Raw genomic sequence first — 13,015 nt, 5'->3', positions numbered from 1 at the left:
CCAGGAGGAATTTTTTTCATGAAAATCAAAATGATAGAACCTACACCTAGCCCGAATACGATGAAAGTGATTATAGATCAGGAGTTGCCGTTCGGCAAAAGCCATAATTATACTTCTGCCAATGTGCAGGCTGCTCCAGTTGAAATCGCCCAAATCCTTGAAATCGATGGCGTTAAAGGCGTTTATCACGTAGCGGATTTTTTGGCAGTGGAGCGGAATTCGAAATTTGACTGGGAAACTATTTTAGCGGAAGTCCGCCGTGCATTCGGTGAACACAGCAAGGCTGTGGACGAAGAAATCAGCATCGACGAGCATTTCGGCGAAGTCTACGTCCATGTGCAGCAGTTTAAAGGGATACCGCTTCAAGTAAAGGTTTTTGACAATGAATCTGAAAGGCGTTTCGCTATGCCTGAACGTTTTATTCAAGCGATGAATGCTGTGATGGATCCGACTGAAGAAAATTACTTGCTGCAGCGCAAATGGGCCGATTACGGCGTACGCTACGGCGAAAAAGAAGAAATTGGCCAGCATGTTGTAGAAGAAATCGATGCTGCCTATCCGCAGGAGCGCCTTCTTGAAATGGCAGGCGCACAAACATCAGGGGCAGCGACTGCATTTGTCAGAGGCCGCAAAGTAAGCCTTGAAGAATTTGATGTGCCGGACTGGGAAACACGTTTCCAGCTGCTGGACCAGATGGCGGAAGGAGAACTTGACGATGTCCCATTGCTTGCGAAAGCATTGGCAGATGAAAAGATGTCCATCCGCCGCCAAGCAGTCATTTTCCTTGGCGATATTAAAGACAAAACGGTCGTCCCATATATTGGGCAGGCTATGAAAGACAAGAGCTGGGCAGTGCGAAGAACTGCCGGTGACACCATCAGCGATCTTGGCTTCGAGGAATTTGAGCCTGTCATGGCGGAAGCTTTAAAGGATAAAAACAAATTGGTGCGCTGGCGTGCAGCAATGTTTCTTTATGAAAGCGGAACAGAGGCTTCTCTGCCCGCACTTGAACATGCAGCGGGCGATACGGAGTTTGAAGTGAAACTGCAAGTGAAGATGGCAATCGCGCGGATTGCTCAAGGGGAAGACGCTAAAGGCTCGGTGTGGAAGCAAATGACCGAAGCGCGCCAAGCGATGAAAGAAGAAAAGTGAAGCAAAGGGCCAGCGGCGTACCATCAGCCGCTGGTTTTTATTTTTCCTTAAAGGTTTTCAAAGAGGGGGAAACAGGGAACTGCTTTGTATATTGATAAACTTGGCAAGCGCAAATGCCTAAGAGGAGGAAATTATTATGAGCGGAAATATTTATTCCATCGAATTATTGCATCAGGGAAAATACGATTCATGGGATTTCGGCAGCGACAACGAAAGGGACCAATTTTTTGGAAAGGTTAAAAAGCATTTCACAGGTAAAGAACTCAAGGAAGATGCAGCAACCGATGATACAAGGATTGTCCAATTATCTGCGACAAGCCTTGAAATGGATAAAGCCGGATTGGACCAAAAGATTCCATATGTATGGTATGAAGGGGATCTTTTTGAGGAAATGCTCGGCTTTATCAATGAACAATATGCCGAAAAGAAGAGTGGTAAATGAGTTAATAAGCTGGCAGTTACTATTCGGTGGCTTTTCATTTTTTTTCGGCAATGCAATTGTAGAGAAATGCAAGGAGGATAACGAGTAAAGAATAAAAAAACTCCTGAAAGATTCAGGAGTTTGTAGAATATTGGTTCGAGTTGATTGCCCGGTCGATTGCCGCGGCTGCTTTTTCAATGCAGGTGAATTGTTCCACTTTCTGCTCTTCATAGAAAGTGATTTCAAGGATATTGGTGTTTCTAATGCATCTAGCTGTAATAACAGCATCTTCACCTTTACTGAAAGTTTGGGTGATATTAACCGTGTTGTAATAATGTACAGTCTTGAGCATTTCTTTTATGCTATCTAATGACATTTTACATTCTCCTTTCCGGAATTGGAAAGCTGGTATGTAGATTATGATGCATATTATTTTCTATAACATACCACATAGAATGTCAAAAATCTGCTCTATTTTTAAAAAAACATAAAAATGTAATACTAATTTCAGAATATTCGAAATAAAGATTTCTTAGGTCGCAATCTTTTATGGTATTTAGCAAAATTGAAGAAGATAATAGTGATAAACATAAGTATATCCAAGAGCTAATGCAAGCTGCAAAAAATATTGAAGCTAACATTGATGGGTAATTGAATTTATCCCAATACTCTATAGAATTGTTTATGAAGAGGTTATGAAAATGTAAGCTCATCAATTAGTAGCATTTCTTCGGAGATATTTATTATTTTGAGAAGGATATTCCTTTTTTTATGTTGAAAGATACTTGAGAAGGAAGTGAGTTGTAATGTTCACAAAAGAAAATGAACGGGAAAGAATTGAAGAAATAGTTAACTACTATATATCTGAAAAAGGTTTTGACAGTTTCGATGTTCGCAAAACTTTTGAGGAAATTTTTGGAGAAGGTATGGTTTCTTACATATACCCAAAAAACCTTTTTGAAGAAAACTTAACAGATGCAATTTTTTATGTTTTTCACAATAGGTTTATTTCTGAAGTTAGAAGAAATTCAATGCAGTATGAAATCCAAACATATCCACTGGACATTGTTGAGTTAAAATATATGCGTCCTGGACACATTGAGTATTCGGCTGTAAAACTTGAATTGCATATGAATCATGGTTTAATATTTACTCTTGATTCTGGAGAAGATAATAGCGAGTCTTTGAGAAAATCCTTCACAGCTATCATTCAAGAAATCTATAGCCATCTTATTAAGTAATCAAACGCTTCCAATTCAAGAGGCTTTTTTTCTTTGTCTAAAAAAGTGAATAGCAGGAGAGTGGGGGGGAAAAAGATATTTAATGGGAAGCTTAGGGACTGGGTAGCTGAAGAGGGTTGAATATCACTTAGAGAATGGACAAGATAGAGTATGATAGATGAACGGATTGCCCACAATCTGGCATCAGTCAGTCAACACTCGACGATTGGAAGAAGTATCCAGCCATTTTGGACACCCTAAAAAAGGCAATAAAAGTCGTGGATCGTCAATTAGAAAATGTGCTGCTGAACCATGCTCTGGCTATTTTGCGAGGAGAAGACATAAAAAAAGTGTACCCATATTTTTAAGAAACCATATAAAAACTAACATAAAACTCATATTTAAAGCGGCAAATTATGAAACTCTGCGGTACTTAAGTTAGAATGAGTAAGAAGAAACACTCTATACCAAGTGGAAAAGATAAAATATGAAAGTAGGCGAAAACATGAATGCATATGATGAGTATATGAAAGGCATTGTAGTTCCGATGCGCCAAGAGTTGGCTAGTGAAGGGTTCAAAGAATTACTGACGGCAGAAGAGGTTAATAGTTTTATGGCTGAGGCGTCAGGTACCAGCCTAGTTGTCATCAATTCAATTTGCGGCTGTGCCGCTGGACTCGCGCGTCCTGGGGTAATTGAAGCGTTAAAAGGAACTGCTGCAAAGCCAGATCACTTGGCGACAGTGTTTGCTGGGCAAGATAAAGAAGCGACCGAGCAGATGCGCAGCTTTTTTGCAGAAGTGCCGCCTTCATCACCATCTATTGCCGTGATAAAAGATGGCGAATTGGCTTATTTCATCCCGCGGGAACAGATTGAGGACCATTCAGTTGAACATATTTCCAGCCATTTGACGCAAGTGCTGGAGCAGGTAGCTGCACAGTGAAAATGATTGCCACAACGGCTTACCGGCCTAACGGTATAACGGATCGGAATGCCGCGCAGGCGGCTAAAGATCTTGGCATCCCGTTTGTCGTCCGCAATAAGCGTTCCATCGAAAAGCTCCATGCCGAAGAAAAGGCGGATGTGCTTGTGGCTGCAAAGGAACGGCTTGAGTTTTACCCATTGGGCGAAACGGAGCCGTTCTTTTTTCATCCGAGTTCATCTGCATTCCGTACAAAACGCCCTATCTATCAGGATCCATTAATAGAGGTGTCGGGCATGGAACCAGGAGATTCGTTTGTCGATTGTACATTGGGCATGGCGTCTGATGCAATCGTCGCATCGCAGTTTGTCGGAGCTGGGGGCAGTGTCACAGGTTGTGAAAGCAATACCGCATTCGCCTATATCGTCGGCAAAGGACTAAAGGAATACACAGCTATGCCGCATTTAGCGGAAGCCATGAGAAGGATTGATGTGGTGCCGGGAGATTCCGTAAGCTATATCGCCTCTCTGCCTGATAACGCCGTCGATGTTATTTACATGGATCCGATGTTCACCGATGAAATCAGTGAATCCTCCAATTTCAGACCAGTCCGCACTGCAGCTGACACAGGCCAGTTGACGAAGCATTGGGTAGATGAAGCGGTTCGTGCAGCAAGGAAAAGCGTCGTCATGAAAGCGCATTTCCGCTCCAGTGACTTCGAGGCATTCGGTTTCGCCCGGCGCGTGCGCCCGAATACGAAATTCCATTACGGCGTCATCGATTGCCGAAATAAATAAAAAGGACGAAAGAAGATGAATTCATCCTCTTTCGTCCTTTTCAATTCTAATAATGTTTGCACTTCCCATTGGGACAGGAAGATAGATGGAAATTAGTCAGTGAAGCTTAAAGATGTCAAATATCCAATTAAAAATAATAGTCCTAAACCGATAAGCAATGAAGCATCCATGGAATTTTCCTCCTTTATTTCGAAAAAACAGAGCTAAATGATTAACTTTATTGTACAATGATTTTCAAGAAGATGAAACCTTTACTGATGAAAAACGTATAATAAAGCAAAAGCATTTGTCAAAGTTTTATAAAATGTTCAAAATTGAAGGTGATGCAGATGAATAAATGGTGGCAGAAGTCTTTGATAATTGCAGTTGCCGTGCTGACATTGGGTGCAATTCCTCCGAGCCATATGCTTTGGGAATCACTATTGGATGACAAAGCGCATAATGATTCACAGCCTGCACAGGAAAAAGATAAACAAGTTCTTTATGATTGGATCGATCCCGGCGAATTTTATTTCGCAGATCCATCCATTCTTCATACTGTACATAAATCTGCCGAAGAGCAGGCCTATTTGAAATTCGGCAGCCGCATCGGCCCGATCATTGGCGAAGAATTCCAGTCTGTAATCTTGCCGAATATGCAGCAGGCCATTGACATGCACTTGGCGAAATTCAGAAACTCTGAATTGCAAAAACTCGCAATTTCAGAAAAACCTTCTGGCGACCATTCGGAAAAGATTTTTCACATTTATGACATTGATACCAATAAAGATGCGATTCGGTTCCATGTGAGAACTGAGAAAAAGCCGCAGGAAGGCTATTTCTTTAATTTCCATTATCATGTAGCGGAAGATAATTTCCAGCAGCACATAACATTGGGTGACATCTACTGGTCTAAAGACACGCCGCCTAAATGGCTCTCGTAAGAAAAACTTGAAAAATGAACGGCTTTAGATGAAAGGTGGCACTGATCCAATTGTGGATCAGCGCCGCCTTTTTCATATTTTTTTCAATGATTCTCTGCGAAAAGGATTTTTATAGGCATTTTTGTTATGATTAATATAATATTGGAGGCGACTTAAAATGGAACAATATTTGGATTTATGCAAGCATATTTTACATAAGGGAGCATTGAAAGAAGACCGAACGGGCACTGGGACAAAGAGTGTTTTTGGCCATCAGATGCGTTTTGATCTGGCTGAAGGTTTTCCCTTGATGACGACGAAAAAAACGGCGTTCCGGTTGATCGCTTCCGAGCTGCTTTGGTTCATAAAAGGCGACACGAACGTAAAATCCCTTATAAAAGAAAATAATCATATTTGGGATGAATGGGCGTTTGCGCAATGGGTTGAAAGTGCAGATTATAGCGGTCCGGATATGGTTGATTTTGGGCGCAGGGCGAATACGGACGCCGAATTCGCAGCACTTTATAAACAACAGATGGTCATTTTTCAGGAAAAGATCATGAACGAAGCCGGTTTTGCGGAAACATATGGAGACCTTGGTCCGGTTTACGGCAAACAATGGCGCTCATGGGCAAAGACCGATGGCGGTACAATCGACCAATTGAAAAATGTTATTGACTCCATTAAAAAGAATCCGGATTCCCGGCGGCATATTGTGACTGCCTGGAACCCGGAGTTTATAGAGGACATGGCGCTGCCGCCATGCCACATCATGTTCCAATTCTATGTGGCAGATGGCAAGCTGTCTTGCCAACTATACCAGCGAAGTGCGGATGTGTTTTTAGGGATGCCATTCAATATTGCTTCGTACGCTTTGCTGACTCATCTTATTGCGAGGGAATGCTCGCTTGCTGTAGGCGATTTTGTTTATACGACAGGCGACACTCATTTATATTCCAATCATTTGGAGCAAGTTAACGAACAATTGTCGCGTTCGCCAAAAGCTTTGCCGAAGCTGAAAATAACGGCAGATGAAAAGTCCATCTTTGAATTGGAAGTGGGAGACATTGCAATCGAAGGGTATGATCCGCATCCACGCATTAAAGCGCCGGTAGCGGTTTAAAAAGCAACCATTTTACTAGAACGAGGGGGAGCCAAAATGATTTCATTGATGGTGGCGCACGATCCAAGCTATGTCATCGGCAAAGACAATAAATTGCCCTGGCATATACCGGAAGATCTCGCCTATTTCAAAAAACATACCGTCGGCAAAGGCATGGTCATGGGGCGCAATACGTATGAATCGATCGGACGCCCGCTTCCTAAGCGCCGCAATATCATCGTCACCCGCAATAAAGATTATCAGGCAGAAGGTGCGGACGTTGTGCACACGATTGAAGACGCAATCCGCCTGGCGGAAAGCGTACATGAAGAGGTGATGGTAATCGGCGGCGAGCAGATTTTCCGGTCGGTGCTGGCAATTGCGGACCGGTTGTACATTACGTTGATCCATAAAAAATTTGAAGGTGATACGTATTTCCCGGAGTATGGCGATGAATGGAAGCTTGTGTCGGAATCGGCACAACAATTATCGGGAGATACCCCTTTTTCCTATTTGGTCTTTGAACGAAAGGAACGGTCATGACCCCATGTATAACTCTTTAAGGACCTTTTCGTATTTATTCGGCTATTTGCCAATCGCGGCGGTCAACTTAAAAAAATTCCAAGCTCAAAAAAAGGATATGAATCCTTCCGAATACGATGCGCTGATCCATGCCGAACCTCAAAAATGGGCAGCGGGCATCATGAAAAGGACCAAAAGCGAAATCACGGTGACTGGCTTGGAAAACTTGCTGGAAGGACCTGTACTGTTTGTGAGCAACCACGAGGGCAATTTTGACATTCCTGTGCTGTTGTCTTCCATACCAAAGCCATTTGGTTTTATTTCAAAAAAAGAAGTTAAGAAATTTCCGGTCATACCGGCTTATATGGAAGAAATGAATTGTGTGTTTCTGGACCGCAGCGACCGCAGGAGTGCGCTGAAGTCGATTGGCGACACAGTCGAGAAACTGCAGCAAGGCCATTCAATCTTGATTTTTCCGGAAGGCACCCGCAGCAAAGGCGAAGGGCTCGGGGAATTCAAAGCGGGATTTATGCGCATCGCAAAGGATTCAGGTGTTCCCATCGTGCCGATCGCCATTAGCGGAACGTCAGAAATTATGGAGAAAAATAATAATAAGGTAAAGTCTGGGACCGTGGCTGTGCAAGTTTTGGAGCCGATTTCCGCCGAAGCCATTTCACAGGACGCCGCGAAAGCGATGGTGGCAGATGTCCGTTCCCGCATTGAAACGGCTTTAGCGGCAAGCGATGGATGATGTTTGAAGCCTCAAAGGCCTTTGTATCGAAGAAAAAACTGTTTTGGGCAAGCCAATTTAAGGAAATGACTATATATTTTTGTACAGAGGAGAGATTGCATGTCGAAAATTCATATTGTTACGGATTCAACTTCAGATTTAAGGCCCGATGTTATTGAAAAATACAATTTGCATGTCGTGCCGTTGAATATTCTCATTGACGGAAAAACCTATTTGGATCGAGTGGACCTGCAGCCGAAGGAATTCCTGGAGCTGATGGGAAAATCAGCTCAGCTGCCGAAAAGTTCGCAGCCTGCTCCTGGTGTTTTCAAAGAATTATATGACCGCTTAGGTAAAGACGGCGACCAAGTATTGTCGATCCATATGACAGGGGGCATGAGCGGGACGGTTGAATCGGCCCGCACTGCTGCGGAATTGTCGGATACTGCCGTAACGGTCATCGATTCAAGATATATTTCTTATGCACTCGCTTTCCAAGTAATAGAAGCTGCTGAAATGGCGGAGCAGGGAAAAGCGTTGGAAGAAATTGTTGCGCGCTTGGATCACGTCCGCGAAAACACGAAACTTTTTGTGGTCGTCGATACGCTGGATAATCTCGTTAAAGGCGGCAGAATCGGCAAGGGCCGTGCCATGATCGGCTCGTTTTTGAAGATTAAACCAATCGCTTCACTGGACGGCGGGGAATATACACCAGTTGCGAAAGCACGGAGTTATAAACAGGTCGTACAGTATTTGATGAACGATTTTAAAGAACGGACTGCTGGGAAAATCATCAAAGGTGTAGGCCTCGTCCATGCAGAAGGCTTGGCGATGGCGGAGCCGCTTCGAGAAAAAATTGTTGAAAGCGGTTTTACGGACATCAGATTTGATTACACCACGCCTGTCATTTCAACTCATACCGGCATTGGCGCAATCGGCTTTATGTTTTATACAGAATAAAAAGAAAGACATTCCAGAAAAGAGGAGAAAGCATTTGAAACGCATCCTGTATATTGTCCTTTTGACTGCGGTAATGTTAACCGGATGCAGCTCATCTTTCATTTTTGGAAAAGAAGAAGCGACACCTCGTGAACCGGCCGCATTCACTAATTATTACGTGCCGCCTAATTTCGTGCCTGATGCACTTGTCGTTACAGCTGTCGGCGATTCACTTTCCCAGGGCGTTGGCGATATAGAAAACCGCGGCGGTTATGTTGGCCGGGTCGCAACTGAAATAAGCGGCTGGCCGGGTGTCCGCAATGCGATAGTTGACAACACTGCGAAACGCGGGCGGCGGAGTGACCAGCTGCTGGCGATGTTCCAGAAAGAGACTTTGACCGGACCCTTGACTGAAGCGGATTACGTAATGATGACGATTGGCGGGAATGACGTCATGAAGATCGTCAAACGAGATCTTTTCGCTTTGAATATCGAAGCTTTCATGGATGAGTTGGTGTTATACGAAAACCGCTACCGCACAATCTTCGCTTCAATCCGCTCTATCAACCCGACTGTACCCATAATAGCGGTCGGAATTTATAACCCTTTTTCGCTGGTCACCGACGAAGTCGAGGAGTTTGAAGAGATTATTCAGGCATATAACGATACAATGGAAGAAATAGTGGAAGAAGACCCACTTGCCTGTTTTGTGCCTGTCAGTGATTTGTTCGAAGGAAATGATAACCTGGTGTACCATTCGGATTTTTTCCATCCGAACAGCAAAGGCTATGATTTGATGAGCGAACGGGTACTGGAGCGGATGGCCGAATGTGGGTTCAGTTCCCAAGATTAAGGAAGTGAAGATAATAGATGAAATTATGGCGCCTCGCGTTTTTTATATCACTTAGCTTGAACCTTTTGGCGGTTATCGCGTTCTTTATGATTATCACCATCCCTGCTAAAGGCCATAGTTTGGCTGTTTCTGAAACAGCGCCAATTACCGCAGGCAGCGGCAATTCACTGATCATCAATGTGACCAAAGCGGATTTCGAGGGGCTTGCGAATACGTATATTCAGCGGGAGATGGCTAATTCCCCTGTCCCTTTGGCTTTGGCAGTTAATGGGGACGTAAGTTTGTCGTCTGAATTGGAAATTTTTTCAGTGCCCTTGCCGATTTTGCTGAGGTTCGACCCTGTTGTCCAGCCAGATGGCAATTTGCTGCTGGTCCAAAAATCAGTGGAGGTCGGGTTATTGGATATTCCACCCGAATCAGCGCTTAAACTTCTGCGGGATTCAGTGGAATTGCCAGATTTCATGTCCGTTTCTCCGGATGAGGAAACCGTTTTGCTGAAACTCTCAGAGATTCCGATAGACAATGGAGTAGCTATCCGCGCAACTTCCTTTAATTTGGAAGAAGATGATATCCGGCTTCGCGTTACGATCAATCAATAAGAATGGAGTGATTGGATGAAAACCGAAAAAGCGACATTCGCAGGCGGCTGTTTCTGGTGCATGGTTAAGCCGTTCGATTCATATGACGGCATCGAGTCGGTAGTAAGCGGCTATACAGGCGGCGATTTACCGAATCCGACCTACGAGCAAGTTTGTTCAGAGACGACCGGACATTATGAAGCTGTGGAAATCACTTTCCAACCAGATGTTTTTCCTTATGAAAAATTGCTCGACATTTTTTGGTCGCAAATTGACCCGACCGATGCTGGCGGCCAATTTTTTGACCGCGGACAATCCTATCAGACGGCAATTTTTTATCATTCTGAAGAACAAAAGCTGGCAGCTGAAAAATCCAAACAAGAACTGGACAATTCAGGGAAATACGTTAAGCCGGTTGCGACAAAAATTCTGCCGGCCAAACCGTTTTACTTGGCTGAAGAATACCATCAGGATTATTATAAGAAAAACCCTGCACATTATAACCGTTATTCTGTCGGTTCAGGACGTGCAGGATTTATTGAAAAAAATTGGGGTGGACAATCATGAAGGAAGATTTGAAAGCGAAATTGACGCCAATGCAATACCATGTTACACAGGAAAACGGCACGGAGCCGCCTTTCCAAGGCGAATACGACCAGTTTTTTGAAGACGGAATTTATGTCGACATCGTGTCCGGCAAGCCATTATTCAGCTCGAAAGATAAATTCGACTCACATTGCGGCTGGCCGAGCTTTGCAAAGCCATTGGAAGGCACTGAGGTCAAAGAAAGCTTCGACACAAGCCACGGCATGCGGCGGACGGAAGTTCGGAGCGCTACAGCCGATTCACATCTCGGGCATTTGTTCCCGGATGGCCCGTCGTCTTTAGGCGGCTTGCGCTATTGCATCAATTCGGCATCTTTGCGCTTCATACCGAAAGACCAGCTGGACGCAGAAGGCTTATCCGAGTACAAGCAATTGTTCGAATGACTGGATGCCCGGGCAACTGTCCGGGCTTTTTATATGCTTAAACATTAAGCTATTTAAGTTGAACGAATGATTTTTAATTGTCGATATTCCACAAAACAGCTGCGAAGGTATCGACCCAAGAATTGGGGAGATACCTTTGCGACGAAGCACGAAGTGCTGTAGGAGCACATGTTTTTTGCCGCGGGCGAGCGCCAAGCCTCCTCAGTCGCTTCGAAAACCTTGTGCTCCTGCATCGCTTCGCTAGCTTCGTCGCAAATGAATGGGCAAATGACTTTGCCCATTCATTCCCTGCGGGGTCTCGGCTGTCTCGAAGCTAGCGCAGCGATGCAACGGTTTTTCATGTCCCGAAGCTAGCGAAGCGTTGCAGGGACAGAGACAGGAGCAGTACGTTTTTCTCCGCTGTTTTGCTCCATATCGAGAGATTTCTTAGCGAAGGCGCGTCACGTGGCTAGGCAAGGAGATGGCCAAATGGAATTTGGACCATTTCCTTTGCTTCGAAGCTAGCGTAGCGATGCAACGCACTTTCATGTCTCGAAGCTAGCGCAGCGATGCAGAGACAGAAGCAGAATGTTTTTAGCAAGGAGACGAGTGTTCTTCTCGGCTCATAGTGAGAGCCAAGGAGGTGCCAGTAACTTTCGGCAACTCCTTTGCGACGAGCTTGCGCAGGAGCAATCTTCTTTGTTCTGCCCAAAGCGTCCGAAGCGGTGTATAAACATTAACTTCTTTAGGTCAACTTATATAATTGTTAATTTATCTCAGAAGGAGGCTGTTTGATGGAACGTTCTTTTTATCAATTCGCCTTAAAATATCGCGGCAAGCTGGTCGAAGACGACTTTTCCAGATTCGCGGATGCTATGTTTTTGGATCATAGCTTTCCAAGAAGTTCCGATAACTTCGAATTACTGTCGCGTTATGTTGAAGAAAAAGCGCATCCTATCCTAAAGGCGTCCGCATTCGATGCGATGTGGGAGGAATATGAAGGGCTTTAATGCAATGCGTTGCACAACATAGAAAAAAACAGTATGATTAGTACGACTAAAATAAAGTGAGGTTTTAACATGAGTGTTCATATTAATGCAAAAAAAGGCGATATCGCCGATACGATCTTATTGCCGGGGGACCCACTCCGCGCGAAATATATTGCTGAAACATTTTTAGAAGATGTTGTGCAATACAACGATGTCCGCAATATGTTCGGTTTTACAGGCACATACAAAGGCAAGCGCGTTTCTGTCCAGGGGACTGGCATGGGCGTACCTTCAATTTCCATCTATGTGACTGAATTGATGGCTGAATACGATGTGAAAAAACTGATCCGCGTAGGAACTTGCGGTTCAATCCACAAAGATGTAAAATTGCGTGACGTAATCATTGCGCAAAGCGCTTCTACAGACTCAAAAATGAACGAAATCATTTTCAAAGGCATGTCTTATGCGCCTACAGCTGATTTTGATTTATTGTTAAAAGCTTATAATGCAGGTTTGGAAAAAGGCTTGAGCTTGCGCGTTGGGAATGTCTTCACGGAAGACGTTTTCTACAATGACTATGCGGAGCATGAAAAATGGGCGGAATATGGAATTCTTGCACTTGAAATGGAATCGTCAGCACTTTATACACTTGCGGCTAAATACGGGCGCCAAGCATTGTCAATCTTGACAGTAAGCGATCACTTGCTGACAGGTGAAGTGACAACTTCTGAAGAACGCCAAACGACATTCAACGATATGATCATCGTTGCACTTGAAGCGGCAATCCAGGAATAAAGGTTGAAAGTGATTTTCCGTTTTTAGGGCTAATAGTGGAAAAGACTGTTTCGACAGTCTTTTTCTTTTAATATTCACCAAAGCTTGATAAAATCGATACAGCATGAATGGCATTAATGAAAGTG

17 protein-coding genes are annotated in these 13,015 nt (G+C 44.0%); 16 read left to right on the top strand and 1 reads right to left on the bottom strand.

Annotation, left to right across the window (positions count from 1 at the left end; genetic code table 11):
- Window positions 1-18 precede the first annotated feature (18 nt).
- Both AC4EHB_RS03210 and AC4EHB_RS03205 read left to right on the top strand, forming a co-directional pair.
- Window positions 19-1,152, top strand: coding sequence for a conserved virulence factor C family protein (locus AC4EHB_RS03210; protein ID WP_490980646.1), 1,134 nt, complete (start codon window positions 19-21; stop codon window positions 1,150-1,152).
- Between the two features lie 136 nt (window positions 1,153-1,288).
- Complete coding sequence (locus AC4EHB_RS03205) at window positions 1,289-1,594, top strand: hypothetical protein (RefSeq protein ID WP_490974154.1); 306 nt, start codon at window positions 1,289-1,291, stop codon at window positions 1,592-1,594.
- Window positions 1,595-1,706: 112 nt separating this feature from the next.
- Here the strand turns inward: AC4EHB_RS03205 and AC4EHB_RS03200 are convergent, their stop codons facing one another.
- Window positions 1,707-1,949 (bottom strand): hypothetical protein, encoded by a 243-nt coding sequence (locus AC4EHB_RS03200; protein ID WP_490974153.1) that lies wholly within the window; start codon window positions 1,947-1,949, stop codon window positions 1,707-1,709.
- Between the two features lie 430 nt (window positions 1,950-2,379).
- Between AC4EHB_RS03200 and AC4EHB_RS03195 the strand changes: the two genes are divergently transcribed.
- The 14 genes from AC4EHB_RS03195 to deoD all read left to right on the top strand — a co-directional run bounded on the left by AC4EHB_RS03195 (window position 2,380) and on the right by deoD (window position 12,890).
- Window positions 2,380-2,814: a hypothetical protein gene (locus AC4EHB_RS03195; RefSeq protein WP_490980645.1), complete on the top strand. Its 435-nt coding sequence runs from the start codon at window positions 2,380-2,382 to the stop codon at window positions 2,812-2,814.
- A 484-nt stretch (window positions 2,815-3,298) separates the two neighbouring features.
- Entirely contained in the window at window positions 3,299-3,736 is a 438-nt protein-coding gene (locus AC4EHB_RS03190) for a BrxA/BrxB family bacilliredoxin (protein WP_490980644.1), read from the top strand.
- Between the two features lie 2 nt (window positions 3,737-3,738).
- Window positions 3,739-4,512: a class I SAM-dependent methyltransferase gene (locus tag AC4EHB_RS03185; RefSeq protein WP_490975609.1), complete on the top strand. Its 774-nt coding sequence runs from the start codon at window positions 3,739-3,741 to the stop codon at window positions 4,510-4,512.
- Between the two features lie 329 nt (window positions 4,513-4,841).
- Window positions 4,842-5,435, top strand: a complete 594-nt coding sequence (locus tag AC4EHB_RS03180; RefSeq protein ID WP_490974150.1) for a YpjP family protein — start codon at window positions 4,842-4,844, stop codon at window positions 5,433-5,435.
- A 157-nt stretch (window positions 5,436-5,592) separates the two neighbouring features.
- A complete protein-coding gene (locus tag AC4EHB_RS03175; protein ID WP_490974149.1) occupies window positions 5,593-6,537 on the top strand; it encodes a thymidylate synthase in 945 nt (314 codons plus the stop codon).
- 36 nt (window positions 6,538-6,573) lie between these two features.
- Window positions 6,574-7,059 (top strand): dihydrofolate reductase, encoded by a 486-nt coding sequence (locus AC4EHB_RS03170; RefSeq protein WP_490974148.1) that lies wholly within the window; start codon window positions 6,574-6,576, stop codon window positions 7,057-7,059.
- A 4-nt stretch (window positions 7,060-7,063) separates the two neighbouring features.
- On the top strand, window positions 7,064-7,789 hold the full coding sequence (locus AC4EHB_RS03165; RefSeq protein ID WP_490974147.1) for a lysophospholipid acyltransferase family protein: 726 nt from the start codon (window positions 7,064-7,066) through the stop codon (window positions 7,787-7,789).
- 99 nt (window positions 7,790-7,888) lie between these two features.
- Window positions 7,889-8,728, top strand: coding sequence for a DegV family protein (locus tag AC4EHB_RS03160; protein ID WP_490974146.1), 840 nt, complete (start codon window positions 7,889-7,891; stop codon window positions 8,726-8,728).
- A gap of 34 nt (window positions 8,729-8,762) precedes the next feature.
- Window positions 8,763-9,560, top strand: a complete 798-nt coding sequence (locus tag AC4EHB_RS03155) for a GDSL-type esterase/lipase family protein (protein WP_490974145.1) — start codon at window positions 8,763-8,765, stop codon at window positions 9,558-9,560.
- Between the two features lie 17 nt (window positions 9,561-9,577).
- The gene (locus AC4EHB_RS03150) at window positions 9,578-10,159 is read left to right on the top strand and encodes a YpmS family protein (RefSeq protein ID WP_490980643.1); all 582 of its coding nucleotides are present in this window, start codon (window positions 9,578-9,580) and stop codon (window positions 10,157-10,159) included.
- Window positions 10,160-10,174: 15 nt separating this feature from the next.
- Complete coding sequence (gene msrA, locus AC4EHB_RS03145; protein WP_490974143.1) at window positions 10,175-10,705, top strand: peptide-methionine (S)-S-oxide reductase MsrA; 531 nt, start codon at window positions 10,175-10,177, stop codon at window positions 10,703-10,705.
- Entirely contained in the window at window positions 10,702-11,127 is a 426-nt protein-coding gene (gene msrB, locus AC4EHB_RS03140) for a peptide-methionine (R)-S-oxide reductase MsrB (RefSeq protein WP_490974142.1), read from the top strand. The genes msrA and msrB overlap by 4 nt, the downstream gene beginning before the upstream one ends.
- A gap of 773 nt (window positions 11,128-11,900) precedes the next feature.
- Window positions 11,901-12,116, top strand: a complete 216-nt coding sequence (locus AC4EHB_RS03135) for a YozE family protein (protein ID WP_490974141.1) — start codon at window positions 11,901-11,903, stop codon at window positions 12,114-12,116.
- Window positions 12,117-12,185: 69 nt separating this feature from the next.
- The gene (gene deoD, locus AC4EHB_RS03130) at window positions 12,186-12,890 is read left to right on the top strand and encodes a purine-nucleoside phosphorylase (RefSeq protein ID WP_490974140.1); all 705 of its coding nucleotides are present in this window, start codon (window positions 12,186-12,188) and stop codon (window positions 12,888-12,890) included.
- The last annotated feature ends 125 nt before the right edge of the window (window positions 12,891-13,015 follow it).

The organism is Planococcus sp. TJ-302 (assembly GCF_058268455.1).
The sequence above is the reverse complement of the archived record's forward strand: the minus strand, read 5'-3'. Positions and strand labels throughout refer to the sequence as shown.